The following is a 23,196-nucleotide window of genomic DNA, read 5'->3' on the forward strand; positions in this document are numbered from 1 at the left end:
ATTATTCCTGGGTTCAGACGGCGGTGGTTTCGCCAACGGCGATCTGTTCGCGCATGGACTTGATGATGCCGGCGTAGTCCGGCTTGCCGAAAATGGCGGAGCCGGCCACGAAGGTGTCGGCACCCGCGCGGCGGATTTCGGCGATGTTGTCGATTTTGACGCCGCCGTCCACCTGCAGCACGATTTCCTGGCCGCCCGCCTGCGTCCAGGCGTCGATCCGGGCGCGCGCTTCGCGCAGCTTGGTCAGCGCGCCGGGAATGAAGCTCTGGCCGCCAAAGCCCGGGTTCACCGACATGATCAGGATCAGGTCGATCTTGTCCATGACGTAATCCAGGTAGGACAGCGGCGTGGCGGGGTTGAAGACCAGGCCGGCCTTACAGCCGTTTTCGCGGATCAAGGACAGCGTGCGGTCCACGTGGCGGCTGGCGTCCGGGTGGAAGCTGATGTAGTCGGCGCCCGCCTTGGCGAACATGGGCACCAGGTCGTCCACCGGCTCAACCATCAGATGCACGTCAATCGGCACTTGCACGTGGGGGCGGATCGCCGCGCACACCATCGGGCCGATGGTCAGATTGGGGACATAGTGATTGTCCATCACGTCCACGTGGATCCAGTCGGCGCCGGCGGCGACAACGTTGCGGACTTCCTCGCCCAGGCGGGCGAAGTCAGCCGACAGGATGCTGGGGGTGATGCGAGTGGAGGCCATGGAGGATGACATGATGTTCGGAATCGGGGAGGGCATAATGTGCCATTATTGCAGTTTGAGGCGCGGGTTCGGGAAAGGCCCGGTTTCGCGGGACCGAAATCTGCGTCTCTTATACACGTTCCCATACGTCTCCCAAATGTCTACCAAGCGCCCGGCGCCGTTCTGTGGCCCGGGGCGTCCAGCCACACAGGAAGGACTGTGAAACCTTACGACCTGAGCGTCTCTGTCTCTCCGCGCTTCGTGCCTGAACAGTCCGATCCCAGCGAGCAGCAATTCGTCTTCGCCTATACCGTGCGCATCACCAATACCGGCGAACATCCCGCCCAGGTGATCAGCCGCCACTGGGTCATCACCGACGGCAACCAGCGCGTGCAGGAAGTGCGCGGGCTGGGCATCGTGGGCCAGCAGCCCCTGCTGGCGCCCGGCGAAACCTTCGAATACACCAGCGGCTGTCCGCTACCCACGCCGGTGGGTACGATGCGTGGCACTTACCATTGCGTCGGCGAGAACGGCATCCCGTTCGAAGTGCCGATCTCTGAATTCGTCCTGGCCATGCCTCGCACCCTGCATTAATGGTTGTGCCCGCCGTCCGTAGCCCGTCGCCCGCTTGTTCCCTCTGCTCATGAAGCGCATTCTCAGCCTGTCCCTGCTGTCCATCCTGCTGGCGGCATGTTCCACCCCCTCGGATATTCCTCCTGATTCCGGCGGCTCCGGTATTCCCGGTGCGCCTGCGTCGGCGGCCGATGGCCCGCTGGTGGTGCCGCAACTGTCGGCGCTGCGTGATACGCCGCCCCGTGCGCTGGCTGGAAAATTCAAGCCCGCCAACTGGTCCGAAATGCCGGGCTGGACGTCCGACGACCTGACCCAGTTCTGGCCCTTGTTCCTGCGTAACTGCAAGGGCTTGATGCGGCAGACCAGCGGCAACCTGGCCGCGCCCGCGCGCGCCACGCCGCGCGTCTGGCAGCCAGTTTGCGCCGCCGCCGTCGACCCGGCCCGCGCTCCGGCCGCTGGTGACGGCGAAGGCGTGCGCCGCTTCCTGCAAACCTATTTGCAGCCGTGGCGCCTGAACGCCGCCGACGGCAAGCCCGCCGCCAACACGGTCACTGGCTATTACGAACCCCTGGTGCGCGGCTCGCGTCGCCAGGGCGGCAAGTACCAGTGGCCGCTCTACGCCGTGCCGGCCGACCTGCTGACGATCGACCTGGGCTCGGTGTACCCGGACCTGGCCGGCAAGCGCGTGCGCGGCAAGCTCGACGGCAAGCGCGTCGTGCCCTATGACACCCGGGCGGCCATCGAGTCCTCCGGGCGCAAGCCGCCGGTGGTGGTCTGGGTTGACGACCCGGTCGACAACTTCTTCCTGCAGGTACAGGGCTCCGGCCGTGTCCAACTGACCGATGGGCCGGACGCAGGCAAGACCATCCGTGTCGCCTACGCCGACCATAACGGCCAGCCCTATGCGTCCATCGGCCGCTGGCTGATCGACCGTGGCGAGCTGACCGCCGACCAGGCGTCCATGCAGAACATCCGCGCCTGGGCGCAGCGCAATCCCAAGCGCGTGCCCGAGATGCTGAACGCCAATCCGGCCGTCGTGTTCTTCCGCGAAGAGCCGGTCATTGACCCCGAACAAGGGCCGAAGGGCGCCTACGCGATCCCGCTGTCGCCCCGGCGCTCCATCGCGGTGGACGCCACCTTCGTGCCGCTGGGCACGCCGGTATACCTGAGCACGACCTTTCCGGCCTCCGACCGGCCGCTGCAACGCCTGGTGTTCGCACAGGACACGGGCACGGCCATCCGGGGCGCCGCGCGCGCCGACTTCTACTGGGGTTACGGCGAAGAAGCCGGCCAGCAGGCGGGCCGCATGAAACAACGGGGCCAGATGTGGGTGCTGTGGCCCAAGCAAGCGGGGGAGCCCTCGGCAAGATGAGCCATCAAATCGTTGTTTGCGGGGCCGGCATCGTCGGCCTGTCCACCGCCCTGGCGCTGGCCCGACGCGGCCAGCGCGTAGCCGTGCTGGCGCCGCGCGCGTCCGTGCCCGCGGCGGATCCCAACCACTACCACCCGCGCGTCTACGCCATCTCGCCCGCCAGCCAGCGTTTCCTGGCCGACCTGGGCGTCTGGGACGCCATGCCCGCCGCCCGGCTGACGCCGGTCGAGGCCATGGAGATCCACGGCGACGCCGACGGGCAGGTCAACCTGAACGCCTGGCAGGCGGCTTTGCCGCAGCTTGCCTGGATCGTCGAATCCGGCGAAATCGAACGTGTGCTGATCCAAGCCGTGCGGATGTTCGGCATCCCCTGGCTGGAAGACCGCTGCACGGGCTATCAGGATGGCGCGGTCGATACCGAAAGCGGTACGCGCATCCGGGCAGAACTGTTCGTGGGCGCCGACGGCGCGGCCTCGCCGCTGCGCGCGGCGGCGGGCCTGAAACACGATGCGGTCTCGTACAACGACACCGGGCTGGTCGTACACCTGGACGCGGAACGTGCCCACCACGGCACGGCGCTCCAGTGGTTCCGCGACGACGGCGTGCTGGCCTTGCTGCCGCTGCCCGACACCACCAGCGGCCCGCAAGTGTCGATGGTGTGGTCCATGCGCAGCGAATTGGCGCAGGACCTGCTGGCCTTGCCGCCCGAGCAGCAGACGTCGCGCCTGGAAACCTTGCTGGCCGATGCCGCCGAGGGCCGGCTGGGCCGCTTGACGGTCCGCAGCAAGCTGCACGGCTTTCCGCTCACGCTGGAGCGCGCCCAGATGGTGGCGCCCGGCATCGCGCTGGCCGGCGACGCCGCGCACCGCTTGCACCCGTTGGCGGGGCAGGGGCTGAACCTGGGCCTGGGAGATGTCGAGGCGCTGGCTCGCACCGTGGCGGGGCGCGAGCCGTACCGCTCGGCGGGCGACATCCGCGTGCTGCACCGCTACCAGCGTGCGCGCGCCGAACCGGTGCTGGCGATGCGCCTGGCCACCGACGGCTTGCACAAGCTGTTCGCCTCGCGCGCCACGCCCCTGGTTTGGCTGCGCAATGCCGGCATGCACTGGGTGGAAAAAGCGCCCCTGATCAAGCGCCGCCTGATCGCCGGGGCATCGGCCAATTGACGCGCTCTTGCGCTTTTTCTTGAGGTTTTCTTTTGGAACCTTGAAGGGTGGCCGGCGTCTGAATGACACTCCGCCTTTCCGCGTCGCCCCGGCAAGTCGTCCGGCCCGGCTCCCCGCCGGATGAGTTACGCTTTTCCCCAAAGAACACGATAAGTACAGGAGCACCCATGACTTTCCGCATCTCCGCCACGCTGGCGGCTTGTTTCCTGGCCGGCGGGCTGGGCTTGTCCGCCCCGGCCCTGGCGCAAGCGCCCGCCCAAGGCGCCAAGACCATTTCGACCGACTCGGTCGGACAGCCCGGCAAGGGCGAGAAAAGCGTGTCGACGCCGCAGCTCGACGCCGTCAAGGAACGCTTCCAGCAACGCTTCTCCGGCATGGACGTGACCGCCGTGCGCCTGACGCCCTACGGCATTTTTGAAGTGCAACTGGGCATGGACCTGATCTACACCGACGAAAAGGTCACCTGGGTCATGGAAGGTCCGTTGATCGACGCCATGACGCGTCAGGACGTCACCCGCGCCTCGCAGGAAAAGCTCAGCGCCGTCACGTTCGACCAACTGCCGCTGGAACTGGCCATCAAGCAGGTCAAGGGCACCGGCGCGAAGAAGGTCGCCATCTTTGAAGACCCCAACTGCGGCTACTGCAAGCAGTTGCGCAAGACGATGGAAGAGCTTACCGACGTCACCGTCTACACCTTCATGTACCCGATCCTGTCGCCCGATTCCAAGGACAAGGTGCGCGACGTCTGGTGCGCCAAGGACCAGGGCAAGACCTGGGACGACTGGATGGTGCGCAACAAGAAGCCGGCCACCGCCAACTGCGACGTGCCTGAAGACAAGCTGCTGGCGCTGGGCCACAAGCTGATGGTGCGCGGCACGCCCACGCTGTTCTTTGCGGACGGCTCGCGCGTCAGCGGCGCCATTCCGCTGGACCAATTGAAAGAACGCTTGAACTGACCGGCGCTGGTCGCGCCGGCCGGGTGGCTGGCGCGATTGCCGCCTAGCCATCCGGAGACATCACTTGAAAATCGCAATACTCGACGATTACCACGACGTAGCACGGCGCTATGCGAACTGGACCTCGCTGGGCGGTGACGCCGAGGTGCAGATCTTCAATAACTTCATTCCGGCGGAACAGGTCGAGGCCACGCTCGAACCCTTCGACGTGATCGTGGCGATGCGCGAACGCACGCCGTTCCCCGCCGAACGCATCCGCGCCTTGCCGCGCCTGCGTCTCTTGATCACCACCGGCATGCGCAACAACGCCATCGACATGCAAGCCTGCACGGCCCAAGGCATAGTCGTGTGCGGGGCGCCGGGCAGCGCCGACGCCAATACCGCCACGGCCGAGCTGGCCTGGGCGCATATCCTGGGCCTGTTCAAGCACCTGACAACGGAAGACGCGGCCATGCGGCGCGGCATGTGGCAAACCGCCATGCCCGAACCCTTGGCCGGCAAACGGCTGGGCGTGGTGGGCCTGGGCAAGCTGGGCGCCGCCGTGGCCAAGGTGGGCCTGGCGTTCGGCATGGATGTGGTGGCCTGGAGCCCCAACCTGACCGACGAACGCGCCGAAGCCGCGGGCGTGAAGCGGGTGGACAAGCATGAGCTCTTCGCCACGTCCGACGTGGTCAGCCTGCACTTGATTCTGTCCGACCGCAGCCGCCACGTGGTGGACGCCACGGCCTTGGCCGCCATGAAGCCGACCTCCTATCTGGTGAACACGTCGCGCGCCGGACTGGTGGACAACGAGGCCTTGATGGACGCGCTGGTGAAGTTCCGCATCGCGGGCGCGGGGCTGGACGTGTACCCCGAAGAGCCGCTGTCGCCGACCGATACCGTGCGTGACCTGGACAACGTGATCCTGACCCCGCACCTGGGCTATGTCAGCCGCGAGAATTTCGAGGCGTTCTACCAGAACGCGCTGGACGCCGTGAAGGTGTTTCAGGCGGGCAAGCCGATTCGGGTGTTGAACACGAAGGGGGATTGAATCCAGGGTTGAACCCCGGACTGAACCCCTGGCCGTCGCTCACGGCCGCTTCCAGATACTTCCATAGGCGATTCAGCACCGGCCCCTGCGGTCGGTCGCTGCGCCGCGCTGCCACCAGCGCCTCGACGCTGCCCGGCAGATGACGGCTGGTGATGTCCAGCAGCCGCCCATCGCGCAATTCCTCTTCAATCAGAAAGCGCGGCAGGTGGCCCCAGCCCATGCCCTGCATGATGACTTCCTTTTTCATCTGCTGGTCCGCCACCGTGCATTGATGCGCGCCTTCAATCATGAAGTAGCTGCGGTCCGGCGTATGGCGGGCGGTATCGCGCATGACGCACTGCGTGTAGTCGCGCAGCAGTCGGGGGGTGACAGGACGGCGGGCCGACGCGGGTAGAAAGCCCGGCGCCATGACAGGTGTGAAAGGCACGTTCAGCAAGTCCAGGAATTCGATGCGGGAATCGCCGCGATCCACCCGGTGCAGGATCAGGTCGGCCTCCCCATCCAGCAAGCGTTCCATCGGCCCACCCACCGCCTCGAAGTGCAGGTGCAGGCGCGTGGCGGGGCACTGCGCAAAAAAGCGGCTGAGCAGGCCCAGCATCTGGGGGCGTGGGCATAAATCGCCAATCACCACATGCAGCTCGCTTTCCTCGCCCATCGCCAATTGCGCGGCGTGCGTGCGCAGGCCTTCCAATTCGCGCAGCATGCCTTGCGCGCGGCGGTGAAACGATTCGCCCGCGGGCGTAGGCCGCACGCGGTAGCCGCTGCGGTCAAGCAACGTCACGCCCAACTGGCGCTCCAGCTTGGCCACGGCGGCGAACACGGCGGGATGGGAGCGGTGCAGGGCGGCGGCGGCGGCTTGAAAGCCGCCCAGCCGCAGCACGGCATCAAAGCATTGAAGGTCGCGCAGCGTGAAGTCGCTCATTTCCGTTTTTCTGACAATGACTGTGCGATCTTTGTAATTTCTTATTCGATCCGCCGCAACTACGCTGTGCCTCAAGTTCACCCTCCAAGACGAGTGCATCATGCAAGCAAGTTCACCTTTCACCCCCACTTTCACCACCGGCGACGGCGTGCAGATCGCCTACCAGTTTGACGGCGACGAGCGCCTGCCCGTGCTGGTCCTGTCGAATTCCATCGGCACCACGCTGCACATGTGGGACGGCCAGGTCGCGGCGCTGTCCCGGCATTTTCGGGTGCTGCGCTACGACACGCGCGGGCATGGCGCCTCCGGCGTGCCGGCGGGCGCGTACTCCATGGACCGTCTGGGTCGTGACGTCATCGAATTGCTGGACGCACTGGGCATTGCCCGCGCGCATTTCCTGGGCTTGTCGCTAGGAGGCTTCATCGGTCAGTGGTTGGGTGTACACGCGCCGGAGCGCATAGACCATTTGATCCTGGCCAACACGTCTTCGTATCTGGGGCCCGTGCCGCAGTGGGACGCCCGCATCGCCGCGACCTTGCAGGCGCCCGACATGACGGAAAACACAGAGATGTTTCTGGGGAACTGGTTTCCGCGCGCCATGCTGCAAGCGGGCGGCCCGGTCATCGATCAGTTTCGATCCATGCTGCTGGCGATGGATCGGCAAGGTCTTGCGGGCGCATTCGCGGCGGTCAGGGATGCGGACCTGCGGCGCACGATCACACTGATCAATCGGCCTACGCTGGTGATAGCTGGCCGCGACGACACCGTTACCGCCGCCAGCCATGGCGCGTTGATAGCGGCCTCGGTGCCGGGAGCGCGCCTGGTGGAATTGCCCACCGTGCATTTGTCGAATGTTGAACGGCCCGAAGCGTTCGTGGACGCGGTGCTGTCGTTCTTGCCACCGCGTTGAATCCGTGCCGGGCGGCGAAGATGGGAAGGGCGCCGCCGTGGGCGGCCCCATACCGCGACTGTCGATTACTGGCGCGTGAACGTCACTTTCTTCTCGACGATCGCACCTGGCTCCAACGCTTCGGGCGTGTCGCCGCAAGCCTCGTCCGCGTTGTCGTCCGGGTCCACCGCGTCAAACGCCGTGTCGCCATTTGCGTCCGGCACACCGGTGGGCTTCAAGCCGACAAAGTCGAACAGGTCGCGGTCCATCAGGTGCGAGGGCACCACGCGCGACAAGGCGTTGAACACGTTCCACGAACGGCCGGGATGCTGCTTGTCCCAGTCCTTGATCATCCGGCCCACTTCCTTGCGCTTCAGGTTTTCCTGCGAGCCGCAGAGGTTGCACGGAATGATGGGGAACTGCTTCAACTCCGCATACGCGATCAGGTCGGTCTCGGCCACATAGGCCAGCGGACGGATCACCGTGTGGCGGCCGTCGTCGGACACCAGCTTGGGCGGCATGCCCTTGGCCTTGCCGCCATAGAACAGGTTCAGGAAGAACGTGGCCAGGATGTCGTCGCGGTGGTGGCCCAGCGCGATCTTGGTGGCGCCCAGTTCCGAGGCAACGCGGTACAGAATGCCGCGGCGCAAGCGCGAACAGAGCGAGCACATCGTCTTGCCTTCTTCCAGCACGCGCGTGACGATGGAATACGTGTCCTGCGTCTCGATGTGGAAGGGCACGCCCAGGTCTTTCAGGTACTGGGGCAGGATGTGGTCGGGAAAGCCGGGCTGCTTCTGGTCCAGGTTGACGGCGATCAGTTCAAACTTGAACGGCGCGCGCTTTTGCAGTTGCAGCAGGATGTCCAGCATCGCATAGGAATCCTTGCCGCCCGACAGGCAGACCATCACGCGGTCGCCTTCTTCAATCATGTTGTAGTCGGACAGGGCGCGCGTGGTTTCGCGGGCCAGGCGCTTGGTCAGTTTGTTGCCTTCGTGGCGAGCCTTTTCTTCGGCCTCGGTGCGATAGCGGACCTCGGGGGAGCGGACGGCGGGGGGCGGAGCAATATCGTTCATGGTCAACGCGTGATCTGGATTTCCACGCCTACCGCCGCGCAGTCGGAAAAGGCCATGGGCTTGCTGATGCGCAAGCGCAACGAGCGGATTTCCTGGAAGTCGGCCAACAGGCGCGCGGCGACTTGTTCGGACAGGGTTTCGATCAGGTTCACATGCGCCTGCGTGCATTCCTCGACGATGGCCTCGCGCAGACGGCGGTAGTCCAGCACGCTGTGGATATCGTGGTCGTCCACCGAGCGATGGATGTCCACATCGAACTCGGCGTCGACATGCAGGGGCTGGGTGGCGCGGCGCTCGTGTTCGAGGATGCCGATGCGGGCGTCGAGCGCAAGCCCGGAAAGGATGATGCGACGTGTGGGCATGGTGAAAACCTGGGTGGGACAGCCGGAATTGTAAGGGGACGGCGGATTGGGGCCGGCGCGCTGGCTACAATTCAGCCACGTCCGTGCGCCCGTGAGGCGCCGGCGCGGTCAATAAGGGTTCAAATGCAACAAATGCACGATGCGGTCATTGTAGGCGGCGGCCCGGCCGGCGCGTCCTGCGCCCTGTGGCTGGCCAGGCTTGGTTTGTCCCCAATATTAATTGAGGCCAGCCCCCACCTGGGCGGCCTGGCCAAGGACAACCCCTTCGCCGACGACTGGATCGCGGTGCTGCCTGGCGTGACGGGGCAACAGGTGGCTGACAACATCGACGCCAGCGTGCGCGCGGCCCAGGTGCCGCTGCGCATGGAAACCCGCGTCGTCGGCGTGGTGCCGTGCAAGGGCGGCATTGAAGCCAGTTTGGCCGGGGCGGACGGCAACCAGACGCAGGTGCGCGGCCGCACGCTGGTGATTGCGTCCGGCGTGCGCGCCAAGGGCCTGCCGGACCATCCCCCGGGCGCCTCATGGCCCGGCGTGCTGATCGGGCCGGGTTCGCCCATCGTTGCGCAAGACTATTCCGGCTTGTCGGTGGCGGTGCTGGGCGGGGGCGACAACGCCTTCGAAAACTATGTCTATGTGCGCAACCGAGGCGCCCGCGCCGTGCATCTGTATGCCCGCAGCGTGCGCGCCCAGCAGCAATGGGTCACGCGAGCCGGTCGCGAAGGCGTGCGCATCGGCCCCTACACCGTGGACCCCGCCCGCCGCAGTGTCGATGGCCGGCAGTACGACTTGATCCTGGTGTTCTATGGCTGGGAACCGCAGGCCGCTTTTGCCGACAGCCTGCAACTGGCCCGCGACGAGCGCGGCTATATCCGTACCGACTTCGCCACCGCCGAAACCAGCGTGCCGGACATCTATGCCGTGGGCGAAGTGGCCCACCGCATGCACCCTTGCGTGGTGACGTCGATGGCGGACGGCGTGGTGGCGGCCAAGGCCATCCAGCGCCGCTGGGAACGCGCGGGCGACTAAGTCCCCGCGCGGCTGCGTTGCAGCCCAAGCCCATGGGTTCGCCTAGCCCAGCGTTCAGCCCAGGCGAAGCCCGTCCTCCAGATTGCAGAATTGGCATTTGCCCGCGCGGCACACACACTTGCCCCACAAGTTGGTCATCCATGACCGCGTTCGGAGACAAGCATGTTGCAAGCGCATCGCTGGCTGGCCGCGGGCGTGATGGCGGCCGCCATTGCCAGCCCCGTCCACGCCGCCTGGCCGGAACGGCCGATCACCCTGATCATCCCGGCTGCCCCTGGCGGCACCACCGACATTTCCGCGCGGCTGATCGCCGACAAGATGGCCGCCAAGCTGGGCCAGCAGGTCATCGTGGAAAACCGCGCCGGCGCCGCTGGCATCATCGGCGCGCAGGCCTTGGCGCGGGCCAAGCCCGACGGCTACACCCTGCTGATGGGCAACATTGGCCCCAACGCCATCAACTACGCGCTTTACAAGACACTGCCCTACAAGCCGGCCGATTTTGCGCCCGTGACGCTGGTGATCTCGGTGCCCAACGTGCTGGTCGTCAACGAAGCGTCGCCTGCCCGCAGCGTGAAGGACTTGCTGGCCGAGGCCAGGCGCGACCCGTCGCAGGTGTCGTTCGGCAGTTCCGGCGCGGGCCAATCGCCGCACCTGTCCGCCGAACTCTTCAAGCAGCGCGCGGGCATCGCGGGCACGCATGTTCCCTACAAAGGGGCCGGCCCTGCCGTGGCCGCGCTACTGGGGCAGCAGTTCACCTTCATGATCGACAACCTGCCCAGCTCGATGCCATTCATCCAGTCCGGCAAGCTGCGCGCGCTGGCCGTCACCAGCGACAAACGGCTGGCCGAACTGCCGGACGTACCCACCATGGCCGAGGCGGGCGTCAAGGACATGGTGGTCACGGCGTGGTTCGGCTTGATTGCGCCAGCCGGCACGCCGAAGGACGTGGTCGACAAGCTCTACGCTGCCGCGCGCGACGTGGTGCGCAGCCCCGACATCAGCGGCCGCTTCAAGGCCATGGGCGGGCAGGCAGGCGGCAATACGCCCGCCGAGTTCACGGCCTTCATCGTCCAGGAACGTGCCCGCTGGAAACAGATCGTGGATACGGCCGGCCTGGCCCGGGAGCAATAGATGATCGACAAGATTCAAGCCTCCATGGCCGAAGCCGTGGCCGTGATTCCCGACGGCGCCTCGGTGCTGGTCGGCGGCTTTGGCGAAGCGGGCGTGCCTTACGAGCTGCTGCAATGCCTGGCGGATGCCGGGCGGCGCGACCTGACCATCATTTCCAACAACGCCGGCACGTTCGAACGCGGCATCGCCGCATTGCTGATCCGCAAGCAGGTCAGGAAGATCATCTGCTCGCATCCACGCCCGCCCAATTCCGATGCCTTCGCCCGCGCCTACCGGGCCGGCGAGGTCGAACTGGAATGCGTGCCCCAAGGCACGCTGGCCGAGCGCCTGCGTGCCGCCGGCGCGGGGCTGGGGCCGTTCTACACCCCCACCGGCTACGGCACGGAACTGGCCGAGGGCCGCCGCCAGGAAGTGATCGACGGCGTGGGCTACGTGCTGGAGCATCCGCTGCGCGCCGACTTCGCGCTGATCCGCGCGCATCTGGGCGACCGCTGGGGCAACCTGATGTACCGGCACGCGGCGCGCAACTTCAACCCGGTCATGTGCATGGCCGCGGGCCACGCCATTGCGCAGGTGGACGAGGTGGTGCCGCTGGGCACCTTCGTGCCGGAGCAGGTGATGACGCAGGGCATCTTCGTGAAAGCCGTGGTGCGGGTGGAGGCCTGACATGCAAGACGCGAACAGCACGAACAGCGTGAGCAACTCGAACAACACGAACAACGCGCAAGACATCAAGGGCTTGACCCGGCAACAGATCGCGCAATTGCTGGCCAGTGATATCCCGGACGGCTCCATCGTCAACCTGGGCATCGGCATGCCAACGCTGGTGGGCGACTATCTGCCGCCCGACAAAGACATTCTGCTGCACAGCGAAAACGGCATCCTGGGCATGGGTCCCGCCGCCAGCGGCAAGGACGTGGACCCGGACCTGATCAACGCCAGCCGCCAGCCCATCACCTTGTTGGGCGGCGCATCCATTACGGAGCACACGGTGTCGTTCGCCATGATGCGCGGCGGCCACCTGGACTACGCCGTGCTGGGCGCGTTCCAGGTGTCGGAAGAGGGTGACCTGGCCAACTGGAAAACCGACGCGGCCGACGCCATCCCCGCCGTGGGCGGCGCCATGGACCTGGCCGTGGGCGCCAAGCAGGTGCTGGTCACCATGGAGCACCGCGGCCGCGACGGCACGCCGAAGGTGCTGCGCCAATGCACCTATCCGCTGACGGGCAAGGGCGTGGTGACGCGCATCTACACCGACCTGGCGGTGATCGACGTAAGGCCTGATGGGCTGAGCGTCTACGCCATGCTCGCCGGCGTCGATGCCGCCTTCCTGCGTTCCGTTACCGGCGCACCGCTTAACTTCCCGGCGACGCCACGCGTGATCGTCCTGGACCCGGCCGGCGCGCCGCGCTACGCCTGATTGTTAGCGCCCTGCCCGGGCCAAGGAGACCGTTGATGATCCGTTCCCTGTTCACCGCAGCCTCGCTCTGCCTTGCATCTTTGGGCGCCGCGCAAGCCGCGCCCACGTATCCCGACAAACCCGTCACCTTGCTGATTCCGTACCCGCCCGGCGGCAGCGCCGACATGCTGGCGCGCCCCTTGGGGGCGGAACTGCAAAAGAAATGGGGCCAACCCGTGGTGCTGGAATACAAGCCCGGCGCGGGCGGGGCGATCGCCTCGGCGCAACTGGCCCGCGCCAAGCCTGATGGCTACACGCTGCTGATGGTGCTGGCCGCGCACGCCATCAACCCCAGCCTGTACCCGTCTCTGCCTTACGACACACGGAAGGACTTCGCGCCGGTCTCGCTGGTGGCGACCTTGCCGATGCTGGTGGCCGCGCCCCTGAGCACGCCGGCCAACAACATTGCCGAGCTGATCGCCTACGGCAAGAGCCATCCCGGCAAGCTCAGCTTTGCGTCGGCCGGCAACGGCAATACCAGCCATCTGGCTGCCGAGATGTTCAAGAGCCAGACGGGCGCCGACATGATGCACGTGCCCTACAAAGGCAGCGGCCCGGCCGTGGTGGCGCTGTTGGGCGGCGAGGTCTCGTTGATGTTCGACAGCATTTCCACGTCGCTGCCGCAGGTGCAGGCTGGCAAGTTGAAGGCGCTTGCGGTGACGGGCGAGCGTCGCTCGCCCCTGCTGCCCGATGTGCCTACCGTGGCCGAGACCGTGCCCGGCTTCGTGGTGAACGGCTGGTACGGCGTGTTGGCGCCCGCGGGCACCCCGCCCGCCGTGGTCAATACCCTAAGCCGCGCCATCGCCGACGCGGTGGCGGTGCCCGCCTTGAAGCAGCAACTGATGGGCTATGGCTACGAAACGGTCGGGTCCACGCCGGAAGCCTTTGCCAGCCATATCGATCGCGAACTGGATACGTGGAAGCAGGCGGTTCAGCAGTCGGGCGCCAAAGTGAATTGACGTCTGTCTTTCACCAGCAGGATATGTGGCGCGGCAGTGCCAGTATGTTCCCCGCGCGTTTCCTTTGAGAACTTTCTCATATTGCTTGCCGAGTGAAATCGAAACAATGACCGCCATCCCCCTCTTGGGGAAACAGGCATTCGGAGATTTCGGTGAACAAGAAGATTGTTGCAGCACGTTTGGCCTTCTCGTCCCTGCTGTTGTGCGGCAGCGCGATGGCAGCGGATGTGAAGTTGGTATTCACGGGCGATGTGTCTTCGTCTACCTGCTCAATAGACAGCGGAAATGGTGACGGCCAATACTTGAAGGCTGTGCCGCTGCCCACTGTCAGCGCCCGAGCACTGGCCAAGCAGAACGATGTGGCTGGCCGCGAACTCGTCACGCTGGAGCTGTCCGGTTGCACCGGCACCAAGGTTCGCACTCGCTTCAACCGCGGTGCCAACGTGGATGCCGTCACCGGCGCCCTGATCAACCAGGCACTGGTAGGTAATGGCCCGGTTTCGTCCGCCCAGGTGCAGTTGCTGAACAGCAAGTACCAACCGATCAATCTGTCTACCGACGCAGGCGCTGAAACCGTCAATATTGAATCGGGTACCGCCAAGCTGGAGTTCTACGCCCAGTACCTCGCCGCCACACCCGGCACCACGCCCGGCAAGGTGGAAACCGAAGTGCTGCTTGACCTGATCTACGAATGACGCCGAACCCCCTTGAGCGTACGCTCGGGGGGCTTTTGGACCGTGCAAGTCAGGTGAGACGACGCCATTTAGGCGCGTTGCTGCTCCTGGCTTGCGCTTTCCTGCTGCCCCCGGAAGCCCGATCCAACGTGGTGATCGGCGGCACGCGAATCATCTATCCCGCTGCCGAGCGCGAAGTCACATTGCGCCTGACCAATGAAGGCGGCAAGCCGGCGTTGGTGCAGGCCTGGATAGACGACGGCGACCTGGATTCAAACCCCGACGAAACCGACGTGCCCTTCGTGATCATGCCGCCGCTGGCGCGTGTCAATCCGCGCATGGGCCAGACGCTGCGCATTGCCTACATTCCTCAACCTGGCGTTGCGACGGATCGCGAATCCGTGTTCTGGATGAACGCGCTTGACGTTCCACCCCTGCCATCCGCCCAGGTTGCAAACCACATGCAATTGGCTTTCCGCAGCCGTATCAAACTGTTCTTCCGCCCCGCCGGCCTGTCCGGCACGCCTCGCGAAGCCGCCGAGCGCCTCAATTGGCGCGTGGTGGTCACCAGCAAGGGCGCGGCGCTGAAAGTGCGCAATGACAGCGCATTCCATGTGTCGCTGACCGCTGTGACCGTGCGGCTTGGTAATGGACGTGACGTTACCGTGCCTGCCCAAATGTTGTCGCCCCGCTCCGTGACGGATCTGGGCCTTGGAAAACTGTCGAATGCGGCGGGCGCCAAGGGCGCGGTGGCGTTTGAATGGATCAACGACTATGGCGCCGCCGAGCGGCGCGAAAGTCCGCTTGAGCCGTAGGCCGCGCCGTGCATCGTCACGTACGGTTGAGCAGCGCATTCCTGCTTTTTACCGGTTTGCTCAGCACCACGCTCCAAGCCCAGGAACCGGTTGAGTTCAATCCTGCGTTCTTTGGTGGACGCAACGGGAAAGCGGTCGATTTGTCGCGCTTTCAGGGCGGCAATGCGCTGACTCCCGGGGTCCATCAACTGGACCTCTATCTGAACGGCAACCACGTCGGGCGGCAGCAGGTCCGGGTGCGCGTGGGTGATACCGCCTCCCCGACGACCGCCACGCCGGCCACCACCGCAGCGCGTGCCGACGCCCAACCCTGCCTGCCCATGAAGGTGTATGAGCGGATCGGCGTCAACACCCCCCTGCTGAACGCGGAGCAGGCCGTGCCGGTGTCCGACGATCAATGCGTGGGGCTGGACGGCCTGCCGCCTTCCAGCCGCTTTGATGTGGATATGTCAGAGCTGCGCGCCAACCTTTCCATTCCGCAGATTTATATCAAGTCCACGGCGCGCGGCTACGTGCCGCCCGACGAGTGGGACGCCGGCATCAATGCGGGCTTTCTTGGCTATGCCATCAATCTGTCGTCCAATCGCTATGCCAAGCAAGACAATCGACAGTTCTACAGCAGCGTGAATACGGGCGTGAATCTGGGGGCATGGCGCTTGCGGCACAGCGGGTCTTTCAGCCATACAAGCAAAGCCGGCGCTTCCGGGGGCAGCCACTATCAGGCGCTAAGCAGCTATGTGCAGCGCGACGCCACGCCATTCAGCGCGCAGTTGACCCTGGGGCAGTTCTACACGCCTGGCAATATCTTTGACAGCATTCCCTACACCGGCATCCAACTCAGCAGCGACGAACGAATGCTGCCCGATTCCATGCGCGGTTTTGCGCCCGTGGTGCGTGGCGTGGCCGACACCACGGCCAAGGTCAGCGTGCGCCAGGGCAACAACCTGCTGTATGAAACCACCGTGTCGCCCGGGCCGTTCGCCATCGATGACCTGTACAACACCGGCTATGCCGGTGACCTGGACGTCACGATCACCGAGGCCGATGGGCGCACCAAGCGCTTCGTGGTGCCCTATGCGTCGGTGGCGCAGTTGCTGCGGCCGGGTAGCTCGCGGTTCAGCCTGACGGGCGGTCGCTATCGCGACGACACCCTGAATGCGCCGCCCGCGTTCTTGCAAGGCACCTACCAACGGGGGCTGTCCGACACGGTGACCGGCTACGGCGGCATCATTGCCGCGCAACAGTACCGCGCGCTGCAAGGTGGGCTGGCGCTAAGCACGCCGCTGGGCGCGCTGGCGGCGGATCTGACGCAATCGCGCGCCACCCACGTTCGCGATGCCGGCCAACAGGAAGGCGGCGCCGCAAGTGGCCGCAGCCTGCGCTTGAGCTACAGCAAGCTGCTGGAACCCACGTCAACGAACTTCAGCGTGGTGGGGTATCGGTTCTCAAGCGAGGGTTATCTGAGCCTGGGCGAGTTTGCGCGCCGTAGCGGCAGGACGTCGGCGGGCGGGCCTGGCAGCGAGTCATATAGAAGCTGGGCCTACGGCGACAAAGAGCGCAGCCGCTTGCAATTCAACATCAGCCAACCCTTGGGCGAGGCTTGGGGCCAGGTGGCCCTGTCCGGCGTGGCGCAGAACTATTGGGGCCGCGATCGGCGCCGTGACACCAGCTTTTACGCAGGCTATTCCAATGGCTTTCGTTGGGGCAGCCTGAGCATCAGCGTGACGCGCACGCGCGACGACATCGGGCGCTTCGGCAATCAGTACCTGTTGAGCTTGAGCGTGCCGCTGGGACGCGGTTCGAACTCACCGACACTGAGAACATCGCTGAGCGCGCAAGGCAAGGACGAGCGCAGCGTCAATGCGTCGTTGAGCGGATCCGCCGGCGATTCCGGGCAGTTTGGCTATTCGCTCTACGGGTCGCAAGATCGCAACGACGGACAAGGCAGCGCCAACCAGGGCGGCAGCCTGCGCTACGACACCGGCCACGCCAGCTACAACCTGTCGGGCAGTCGCGGCAACAACTATCGCCAAATGGGCGCCGGCATGCGCGGCATGCTGGTGGCGCATGCCGGCGGCATCAACGCCACGCAAAGCCAGGGCGAAACCATGGCCGTGCTTGAGGCGCCCAGTGCCGAAGGCGCGGCGATCGTCTCGGGATCGCGCGGACGCATCGCCGGCAATGGCTACGGGGTCGTGGCCGGCCTGATGCCCTATCGCCGTAACGACGTGGCGCTGGATCCCAAGGGCACGTCGCAAGATGTCGAATTGGAAATGACGTCGCAACAGGTCGCGCCACGCGCCGGGGCCGTCGTGTTGTTGCGCTATCCCACCGTGGTGGGGCGTCCGATGCTGCTGAAGCTTGTACGCGAACGCGGGGCAAGCATCCCGATGGGGGCCGAACTCTGCATCGTGGGCAGCGATACGGTCACGCTGGTCGGTCAAGGCGGGCGGGCATTCGTGCGTGGCTTGCAGGGCGGCGAGCAACTGATCGCCAAATGGGGCGAGGGCAGTGACCAGCAATGCTGGGCAAGTTATCAGGTCAACGAACAAGCGGGCGTGGGCGACACGCACTACCCGCAATTGGAATTACCTTGCGTAGCGCCGTCGCCTAGGCAGTGGGAAGTGAAGCATCCATGAAAGCAGTCATCCGCCAGGCCAGCCTTGCGCTGTTGTTGACGTCGTTGGGCGGTTCGGCCTGGGCGGCGTGCACGGGCGATCGGCTCGTCACCACGATCACCGAGCAACAGCTTGACGCGGTCAGGCCGGCGCGTGATGCGCCCGTGGGCAGCACGATCCACACTCTCTCAATTGACGGTGGGGTGGCCAAGGTTCAGTGCACCTCCATCCGAGACTTGTTCACCTATGGCTTCGTGACGAACCTGGGCGCGGTTCCGGGTCAAGACAAGGTCTACGCGTCCGGCATTCCCGGCATCGGCGTGCGCATCTTCTGGCCACATGAGGGCGGGGTGTACCTGCCGTCGCCGATGACCCCCAAAAAGGCGCTTGGCCCTTGGGAATACCACCCACCGCAGATCTTCACGATCGAGTTCATCAAAACCGGGCCCATCCAGTCCGGTGTCTCGGGAGACCTGCGTGTCGAAGTCAGATACGGCAGCCTGCTCAGCAATCTGATCGTCTTCAACAACCTGCGCTACGACGCAAAAATCAGAAGCTGCCTGCCGACGAAAAGTGAACAACAGGTTGATCTATTGCCGATTCGTGCCCGCGATCTGGGTCATGTGGGCGCGACGGCGGCGCCCAAGGCATTCGTTATTGATCTGGCGTGCGACCCGGGTGTGAAGGTGGCGTATCGGATCGACGCACCGGACCAGGAAAACAACGTGATCAAGAACTCCACCCTAGATGGAATGGCAAAGGGGGTGGGGCTGCAACTGCTGATGGGCGACGTCGGCAGCAATGTCGTCCAGCCGCTGGAGACGCGCACCGAGATCCCGTCCACGCCCCACGCAGGCCCGGTCATCGTGTCGATTCCCTTGGGCGCGCGCTACTACCAGACCGAACCCAAGATCACGGGCGGTCCGGTCAGCGCGACCGCCACGGTCACGCTGTTCTACGAGTAGCGCACGCTGTGGCGCGCCTGCGCGCTACACCGTCAACACGCAATCCAAGGCTTCGGGCGCATTCAGCTTGACGCGGAACGCGCGCAGCTCGTCGCGCCGGAATACATGCACCGTCACGCGGTCGCCGGGCAGATACTGCGACAGCAGCATGTCCAGGCCCGCCGGCGATTCCACCCGCAACCCGTCCAACGCCACCAGCACGTCGCCCGCCGACAACCCACCCTTGTGGCCCGCGCCGCCTTCCAGCACCGTGGCGAGCGTCACCGCGTCCCCCTGCTTGCGGGGGCGAACATCCAGAGTCGGAATATTCATGGCCGTCTTCCATTGCAGCGTGATGCCTTGATCGGCCAGCAGGTCAGCCAAGGGCACATCCGCCGTGCCGTAGGCATGGCGCGCGATGAAGCGCCGGGTGTCGACGCCGGTGGCTTCCCGGATCAGGCCGGGCAGCGCGTCTTCGGGCAGACCTTGTGGCTTGCCCTGATAAAAGTCGCGGCCATAGCGCTCCCACAGCAGGCGCATCACGTCGTCCAGCGAATGCGCGTTGGCGCTTTCGCGGCGGATCAACAAGTCCAGCCCCAATGCCACCAGCGCGCCCTTGGTGTAATAGCTGACCAGCGCGTTGGGCGAATTTTCGTCTTGCTTGTAATAGCGCGTCCAGGCGTCGAAAGAGCTTTCGGCAACCGATTGCTTGGTGCGGCCTGGGGTACGGGCCACGCTGGTGATGGTCTTGGCGAGCAGACGCAGATACTCCGTTTGCGTGATGACGCCGGAACGCAGCAGCAGCAGATCGTCGTAATAAGACGTGAAGCCTTCGAACACCCACAGCAGGCGGGTCAGGTCGGGTTGCTCCAGATGGTAGGGGGCAAAGGCCTGCGGCTTGATGCGCTTGACGTTCCAGGTGTGGAAGTATTCATGGCTGACCAGGCCGAGAAACCCGCGATAGCCTTCGCCCTGGCCTTGCTGACCCAGCACGGGCAGGTCCTTGCGCGCCGTCATCAGCGCGGTGCTGGCGCGATGCTCCAGGCCGCCGTAGCCGTCGCCCGTGACCATGGTCATGAAGACGTAGCGGTTGGAACTGTCCAGGAAGGGCGCGCGCTTGGTGCGCGGTTCGAAGAATTCAATCTGCGTGTCGCAAATTTTCTTCACGTCGGCCGCGATGCGCGCCAGGTCCAGATTGGGGGCAACGCCCGTGAAGACCAGTTCGTGCTCGGCGCCGTGGGACGTAAAGCGGGCAACCTGCGGTGTGCCCATTTCCACCGGATGATCGATCAGCGCGTCGTAGTCGGGCGCCTGGTACAGGCCGAAGCCGTGGCGGCGTGCCGCGCCGCGTTGGCCCGCCGCTTCGGGCAGGCTGGTGTACACCTTCCAGCCGTCGATGCCGCGCGGGGGCGCCAGATCCACCAGGCAGGGCAGGTGATCTTGCCCATGCACACGCAGGAACACGCTGGTGCCGTTGAAGAAGCCGTGGGTTTCGTCCAGGTGCGCGCCGCGCACCGATAAGTCCCAGGCATACACCACGTACTCCACCCGCAGCGGGCCGTCGGTGGGCGCGACCTGCCAGGTGTGGTTGTCGATCTTGTCGACAATCATGCGGCGCGAGCCCGCGTGAGCCGTCACGGATTCGATCTGGCGCGAGAAGTCGCGGATCAGGTAGCTGCCAGGAATCCAGGCCGGCAGCGACAAGCGCTGGCCGTCCGGGGAGGGGGCGTCGATCGTTAGGGTTATCCGGTAGCGGTGTCCGGCCGGGTCATGGGGCGTCAGGCGGTAAAGTACGGGGCAAGCGTTGTCTTTTTTCATGCTCGTATCTTATTTCATACTTCCTACTGGAGACATTCAATGAGCGAGTCGTTTGTACTGGTCGAAACCCGGGGCCGCGTCGGCCTGCTGACGCTGAACCGCCCCAAGGCGCTCAATGCGCTGAACGATCAACTGATGGATGAGCTCGGCGCGGCGTTGCTGGCGTTCGAGGCCAATGCCGACATCGGCTGCGTGGTCATCACCGGCAGCGAAAAGGCCTTTGCCGCGGGCGCGGACATCGGCGCCATGAAAGACTGGTCGTACATGGACGTGTACGGCAGCGAATACATCACCCGCAACTGGGAAACCCTGAAGCGCATTCGCAAGCCCGTGATCGCCGCCGTGGCCGGCTACGCCTTGGGCGGCGGCTGCGAACTGGCCATGATGTGCGACATCATCATCGCCGCCGACACGGCCAAGTTCGGCCAGCCCGAAATCAAGCTGGGCGTGATTCCCGGCGCGGGCGGCACGCAGCGCCTGCCGCGCGCCGTGGGCAAGGCCAAGGCCATGGACATGGCCCTGACCGCCCGCATGATGGGCGCCGAGGAAGCCGAACGCGCCGGCCTGGTGTCGCGCGTGGTCGCCGCCGACAAGCTGATGGAAGAAGCGCTGGACGCCGCAACCGTCATCGCGTCGATGTCGCTGCCGTCCGTCATGATGGCCAAGGAATGCGTGAACCGCGCGTTCGAAGGGTCCTTGAACGAAGGCCTGTTGTTCGAGCGCCGCGTGTTCCATTCCCTGTTCGCCACGGAAGACCAGAAGGAAGGGATGGCCGCATTCACCGAAAAGCGCAAACCGGACTTTAAACACCGTTAAGGCTTGTTACTGCCGCAAAACGCTTGCGGTTCTGTCGCAGAAAGCCCAGCGCGCCCACTCCGGCGCGCTTTTTCATGGGCGCGAGGGTGTTGCGTGGCCGTTGCGCCTTGAAACGTCTGGGCAGCACCTTGTTGCAGGCTTCTTCCCTATGCTGGTTAAGCGTCATCAAGAGGTGCCGCGCCAGAGCGGCTTGCCCCACTGGCAAGTCCCGCGCGGCGGCTCGCTAGCAAACAAAATCAAGAAGGAGCCTTGCATGCGTACATTTATTGCTCGCCGCCGGTGGTCGACCGCGGTACTAGCCGGCGCGTTGAGCGCCTGCGCCATGACCGCCACCCAGGCTCAAGCGCCGCAGTCCACGCTGCGGCTGGTCTCTGAAACGCCGTATCCGGCGTCGTCCGCGCCCGCCCCGCAAATGAGCGAGCAGGAACTGCGCGACACGGCAATCGACGCCTACGTCTACGCCTATCCGATGGTGCTGATGGAACTGGCGCGCCGCAAGGCCACCGCCGTGCAGACACCCCTGGATGGCCGCGCGCCGGTCAACCAGTTCGGCCACAAGACCGCGTTCCCGGATCCGCGCGCCGCCGACACCCCGTGGCCCAGCGCCGATGCGTTGTATTCCAGCCTGTGGTTCGACGTGTCGCAAGCGCCCTTGATCGTGAACCTGCCGGATACCGGCGGCCGATACTCGGTGCTGTCGGCACTGGATATGTGGAGCGACGTGTTCGCCTCGCGCGGCACCCGCACCAACGGACCCGGCGCGCAGTCGTTTGCCATCGTCGGCCCCAATTGGCAGGGCAGCGTGCCCGCGGGTGTCGATGTCATCCACAGCCCCACCTCCACGGGTTGGCTGATCGGCTGGACGCAGGCCAAGGGTCCGCAGGACTATGCCGCCGTCAATCAGATTCAGGCAGGCATGACGGCCTCGCCGATGATGGCGCCGATGGCCGCGACCTCGACCGCTGCTTCGCGCAACCGCAACGCCGGCAACGCCTACCCGCAAACCGGCTCGCGCGTGGGCTCGGCCCCCATCGGCAGCAGCCTGCCCATGCCAATGCCGGTGAACGTGCCCGACGGCACGCCCGCCGAACAAGCGGCCAGCATGGACGCGGCCTCGTTCTTTACGCTGTTCTTTGACGTGCTGCGCAACAACCCGCCGCACGCCAACGACACGCCGATGCTTGAGCGCATGCGCCGCATTGGGCTCGACAGCCGTCAACCGTTCTCGTACGGGCGCTTGAGCCCGGCCGTGCAACAGGCGCTGGCCGACGCGCAACCGCTGGCAGGCCGTCGCATCGCGGATGGCGTATCGCGTTTGGGTACGCCGATCAATAACTGGAACACCGTGCTGTCGGGCATCGGTACCTATGGCACCGACTATTCCCGACGTGCCGCGATTGCCTACGCGGGCTTGGGGGCGCCCACGCCGGAAGATGTGCTGTATCCGGTGACCATGTCGGACTCCAAGGGCCGCCAGCTGGATTCGGACGAAGACTACGTGCTGCATTTCGACAAGGGGCAACTGCCGCCGGCCAATGCGTTCTGGTCGCTGCATGTCTATAACGACAAGCACGGTTTTGCTGAAAACCCCGCCAACCGCTACGTGCTGCGCAGCACCGATGAGCTGAAGTACAACGACGACGGTTCGCTGGACATCTATATCCAACGTCGGGATCCGGGCGACAGGAAGCGTTCGAACTGGGTCAGCACGCCGGCTGCCGACGGCCCGTTCCTCTTGAGCATGCGTCTGTATTGGCCGCAGAATACGGCGCTGGACGGTCTTTGGGCGCCGCCGCCGGTCAGGGAAGACTGATCATGGGCGCGGTTTAGAACCGCCTGCCGGAACCAAAAGCGGCCCTTCGATGAAGGGCCGCTTTTTCGTGCCCACGCCGCGCTGCGCAAGGCTTG

The 23,196-nt window shown here is 65.2% G+C and carries 23 protein-coding genes; 17 read left to right on the forward strand and 6 right to left on the reverse strand.

The features are described from left to right. Nucleotides 1-13 precede the first annotated feature (13 nt). Nucleotides 14-742 (reverse strand): ribulose-phosphate 3-epimerase, encoded by a 729-nt coding sequence (gene rpe / locus P8T11_RS21790; protein WP_268080066.1) that lies wholly within the window; start codon nucleotides 740-742, stop codon nucleotides 14-16. 162 nt (nucleotides 743-904) lie between these two features. Between rpe and apaG the strand changes: the two genes are divergently transcribed. The 5 genes from apaG (at nucleotide 905) to P8T11_RS21815 (ending at nucleotide 5,782) form a co-directional block, all read left to right on the forward strand. Continuing rightward, entirely contained in the window at nucleotides 905-1,279 is a 375-nt protein-coding gene (gene apaG / locus P8T11_RS21795) for a Co2+/Mg2+ efflux protein ApaG (protein WP_050446790.1), read from the forward strand. Between the two features lie 49 nt (nucleotides 1,280-1,328). After that, nucleotides 1,329-2,630 (forward strand): murein transglycosylase A, encoded by a 1,302-nt coding sequence (gene mltA, locus P8T11_RS21800; RefSeq protein ID WP_268080065.1) that lies wholly within the window; start codon nucleotides 1,329-1,331, stop codon nucleotides 2,628-2,630. After that, on the forward strand, nucleotides 2,627-3,796 hold the full coding sequence (locus tag P8T11_RS21805; protein WP_268080064.1) for a UbiH/UbiF family hydroxylase: 1,170 nt from the start codon (nucleotides 2,627-2,629) through the stop codon (nucleotides 3,794-3,796). Before mltA ends, P8T11_RS21805 begins: the two co-directional genes overlap by 4 nt. Before the next feature lie 167 nt (nucleotides 3,797-3,963). Beyond that, the gene (locus P8T11_RS21810; protein ID WP_268080063.1) at nucleotides 3,964-4,752 is read left to right on the forward strand and encodes a DsbC family protein; all 789 of its coding nucleotides are present in this window, start codon (nucleotides 3,964-3,966) and stop codon (nucleotides 4,750-4,752) included. 64 nt (nucleotides 4,753-4,816) lie between these two features. After that, on the forward strand, nucleotides 4,817-5,782 hold the full coding sequence (locus P8T11_RS21815) for a D-2-hydroxyacid dehydrogenase family protein (protein ID WP_268080062.1): 966 nt from the start codon (nucleotides 4,817-4,819) through the stop codon (nucleotides 5,780-5,782). Here the strand turns inward: P8T11_RS21815 and P8T11_RS21820 are convergent. Then, nucleotides 5,679-6,704, reverse strand: a complete 1,026-nt coding sequence (locus P8T11_RS21820; RefSeq protein ID WP_268080061.1) for a LysR family transcriptional regulator — start codon at nucleotides 6,702-6,704, stop codon at nucleotides 5,679-5,681. The two genes, P8T11_RS21815 and P8T11_RS21820, sit on opposite strands and share 104 nt — an antisense overlap. Nucleotides 6,705-6,804: 100 nt before the next feature. Here P8T11_RS21820 and pcaD point away from each other — a divergent pair, with 100 nt between their 5' ends. Beyond that, entirely contained in the window at nucleotides 6,805-7,614 is an 810-nt protein-coding gene (pcaD, locus tag P8T11_RS21825) for a 3-oxoadipate enol-lactonase (protein WP_268080060.1), read from the forward strand. A 65-nt stretch (nucleotides 7,615-7,679) separates the two neighbouring features. On the opposite strand, the gene ttcA is transcribed toward pcaD, so the two are convergent. Together ttcA and folB are read right to left on the reverse strand one after the other, a co-directional pair. Further along, nucleotides 7,680-8,666, reverse strand: a complete 987-nt coding sequence (gene ttcA / locus P8T11_RS21830; RefSeq protein ID WP_268080059.1) for a tRNA 2-thiocytidine(32) synthetase TtcA — start codon at nucleotides 8,664-8,666, stop codon at nucleotides 7,680-7,682. 2 nt (nucleotides 8,667-8,668) lie between these two features. Further along, complete coding sequence (gene folB / locus P8T11_RS21835; protein ID WP_050446785.1) at nucleotides 8,669-9,028, reverse strand: dihydroneopterin aldolase; 360 nt, start codon at nucleotides 9,026-9,028, stop codon at nucleotides 8,669-8,671. A 123-nt stretch (nucleotides 9,029-9,151) separates the two neighbouring features. On the opposite strand from folB, the gene P8T11_RS21840 reads away from it, so the two are divergent. The 9 genes from P8T11_RS21840 to P8T11_RS21880 all read left to right on the forward strand — a co-directional run bounded on the left by P8T11_RS21840 (nucleotide 9,152) and on the right by P8T11_RS21880 (nucleotide 18,675). Continuing rightward, nucleotides 9,152-10,054, forward strand: a complete 903-nt coding sequence (locus P8T11_RS21840; protein WP_268080058.1) for an NAD(P)/FAD-dependent oxidoreductase — start codon at nucleotides 9,152-9,154, stop codon at nucleotides 10,052-10,054. Between the two features lie 162 nt (nucleotides 10,055-10,216). Further along, on the forward strand, nucleotides 10,217-11,185 hold the full coding sequence (locus tag P8T11_RS21845) for a Bug family tripartite tricarboxylate transporter substrate binding protein (protein ID WP_268080057.1): 969 nt from the start codon (nucleotides 10,217-10,219) through the stop codon (nucleotides 11,183-11,185). Then, nucleotides 11,186-11,851: a 3-oxoacid CoA-transferase subunit A gene (locus P8T11_RS21850; protein ID WP_268080056.1), complete on the forward strand. Its 666-nt coding sequence runs from the start codon at nucleotides 11,186-11,188 to the stop codon at nucleotides 11,849-11,851. Between the two features lies 1 nt (nucleotide 11,852). Then, nucleotides 11,853-12,605, forward strand: a complete 753-nt coding sequence (locus P8T11_RS21855; protein WP_268080055.1) for a 3-oxoacid CoA-transferase subunit B — start codon at nucleotides 11,853-11,855, stop codon at nucleotides 12,603-12,605. 35 nt (nucleotides 12,606-12,640) lie between these two features. Further along, the gene (locus tag P8T11_RS21860) at nucleotides 12,641-13,603 is read left to right on the forward strand and encodes a Bug family tripartite tricarboxylate transporter substrate binding protein (protein WP_268080054.1); all 963 of its coding nucleotides are present in this window, start codon (nucleotides 12,641-12,643) and stop codon (nucleotides 13,601-13,603) included. 152 nt (nucleotides 13,604-13,755) lie between these two features. Then, nucleotides 13,756-14,298, forward strand: coding sequence for a fimbrial protein (locus tag P8T11_RS21865; protein WP_268080053.1), 543 nt, complete (start codon nucleotides 13,756-13,758; stop codon nucleotides 14,296-14,298). Between the two features lie 53 nt (nucleotides 14,299-14,351). After that, complete coding sequence (locus P8T11_RS21870; RefSeq protein ID WP_268080052.1) at nucleotides 14,352-15,092, forward strand: fimbria/pilus periplasmic chaperone; 741 nt, start codon at nucleotides 14,352-14,354, stop codon at nucleotides 15,090-15,092. A gap of 8 nt (nucleotides 15,093-15,100) precedes the next feature. Beyond that, on the forward strand, nucleotides 15,101-17,731 hold the full coding sequence (locus tag P8T11_RS21875) for a fimbria/pilus outer membrane usher protein (RefSeq protein WP_268080051.1): 2,631 nt from the start codon (nucleotides 15,101-15,103) through the stop codon (nucleotides 17,729-17,731). Beyond that, nucleotides 17,728-18,675 (forward strand): fimbrial protein, encoded by a 948-nt coding sequence (locus tag P8T11_RS21880; RefSeq protein WP_268080049.1) that lies wholly within the window; start codon nucleotides 17,728-17,730, stop codon nucleotides 18,673-18,675. Before P8T11_RS21875 ends, P8T11_RS21880 begins: the two co-directional genes overlap by 4 nt. 24 nt (nucleotides 18,676-18,699) lie before the next feature. Here P8T11_RS21880 and P8T11_RS21885 read toward each other — a convergent pair whose 3' ends face one another. Continuing rightward, nucleotides 18,700-20,472, reverse strand: coding sequence for a M61 family metallopeptidase (locus P8T11_RS21885; RefSeq protein ID WP_268080048.1), 1,773 nt, complete (start codon nucleotides 20,470-20,472; stop codon nucleotides 18,700-18,702). A 39-nt stretch (nucleotides 20,473-20,511) separates the two neighbouring features. Here P8T11_RS21885 and P8T11_RS21890 point away from each other — a divergent pair, with 39 nt between their 5' ends. Continuing rightward, the gene (locus tag P8T11_RS21890) at nucleotides 20,512-21,288 is read left to right on the forward strand and encodes an enoyl-CoA hydratase (RefSeq protein ID WP_268080047.1); all 777 of its coding nucleotides are present in this window, start codon (nucleotides 20,512-20,514) and stop codon (nucleotides 21,286-21,288) included. Here the strand turns inward: P8T11_RS21890 and P8T11_RS21895 are convergent. Then, nucleotides 21,275-21,454 carry a hypothetical protein gene (locus tag P8T11_RS21895; RefSeq protein ID WP_268080046.1) on the reverse strand — a complete coding sequence of 60 codons (180 nt, stop codon included), beginning with the start codon at nucleotides 21,452-21,454 and terminating at the stop codon, nucleotides 21,275-21,277. The genes P8T11_RS21890 and P8T11_RS21895 overlap by 14 nt on opposite strands. A gap of 87 nt (nucleotides 21,455-21,541) precedes the next feature. Here P8T11_RS21895 and P8T11_RS21900 point away from each other — a divergent pair, with 87 nt between their 5' ends. Further along, a complete protein-coding gene (locus P8T11_RS21900; RefSeq protein ID WP_268080045.1) occupies nucleotides 21,542-23,101 on the forward strand; it encodes a DUF1254 domain-containing protein in 1,560 nt (519 codons plus the stop codon). Nucleotides 23,102-23,196 lie beyond the last annotated feature (95 nt).

Origin of the sequence: Achromobacter spanius, from assembly GCF_029637605.1 — a bacterium.
In the GTDB taxonomy this organism is placed as follows: Bacteria; Pseudomonadota; Gammaproteobacteria; order Burkholderiales; family Burkholderiaceae_B; genus Achromobacter; species Achromobacter spanius_E.

Coding starts and splice junctions, on each gene's coding strand:
- P8T11_RS21805 (WP_268080064.1), top strand. CDS start 2,627: ATGAGCCATCAAATCGTTGTTTGCGGGGCCGGCATCGTCGGCCTGTCC.
- P8T11_RS21900 (WP_268080045.1), top strand. CDS start 21,542: ATGCGTACATTTATTGCTCGCCGCCGGTGGTCGACCGCGGTACTAGCC.
- P8T11_RS21895 (WP_268080046.1), bottom strand. CDS start 21,454: ATGACGCTTAACCAGCATAGGGAAGAAGCCTGCAACAAGGTGCTGCCC.
- P8T11_RS21880 (WP_268080049.1), top strand. CDS start 17,728: ATGAAAGCAGTCATCCGCCAGGCCAGCCTTGCGCTGTTGTTGACGTCG.
- P8T11_RS21845 (WP_268080057.1), top strand. CDS start 10,217: ATGTTGCAAGCGCATCGCTGGCTGGCCGCGGGCGTGATGGCGGCCGCC.
- P8T11_RS21890 (WP_268080047.1), top strand. CDS start 20,512: ATGAGCGAGTCGTTTGTACTGGTCGAAACCCGGGGCCGCGTCGGCCTG.
- P8T11_RS21840 (WP_268080058.1), top strand. CDS start 9,152: ATGCAACAAATGCACGATGCGGTCATTGTAGGCGGCGGCCCGGCCGGC.
- pcaD (WP_268080060.1), top strand. CDS start 6,805: ATGCAAGCAAGTTCACCTTTCACCCCCACTTTCACCACCGGCGACGGC.
- P8T11_RS21820 (WP_268080061.1), bottom strand. CDS start 6,704: ATGAGCGACTTCACGCTGCGCGACCTTCAATGCTTTGATGCCGTGCTG.
- folB (WP_050446785.1), bottom strand. CDS start 9,028: ATGCCCACACGTCGCATCATCCTTTCCGGGCTTGCGCTCGACGCCCGC.
- P8T11_RS21855 (WP_268080055.1), top strand. CDS start 11,853: ATGCAAGACGCGAACAGCACGAACAGCGTGAGCAACTCGAACAACACG.
- P8T11_RS21810 (WP_268080063.1), top strand. CDS start 3,964: ATGACTTTCCGCATCTCCGCCACGCTGGCGGCTTGTTTCCTGGCCGGC.
- rpe (WP_268080066.1), bottom strand. CDS start 742: ATGCCCTCCCCGATTCCGAACATCATGTCATCCTCCATGGCCTCCACT.
- ttcA (WP_268080059.1), bottom strand. CDS start 8,666: ATGAACGATATTGCTCCGCCCCCCGCCGTCCGCTCCCCCGAGGTCCGC.
- P8T11_RS21860 (WP_268080054.1), top strand. CDS start 12,641: ATGATCCGTTCCCTGTTCACCGCAGCCTCGCTCTGCCTTGCATCTTTG.
- mltA (WP_268080065.1), top strand. CDS start 1,329: ATGAAGCGCATTCTCAGCCTGTCCCTGCTGTCCATCCTGCTGGCGGCA.
- P8T11_RS21885 (WP_268080048.1), bottom strand. CDS start 20,472: ATGAAAAAAGACAACGCTTGCCCCGTACTTTACCGCCTGACGCCCCAT.
- P8T11_RS21850 (WP_268080056.1), top strand. CDS start 11,186: ATGATCGACAAGATTCAAGCCTCCATGGCCGAAGCCGTGGCCGTGATT.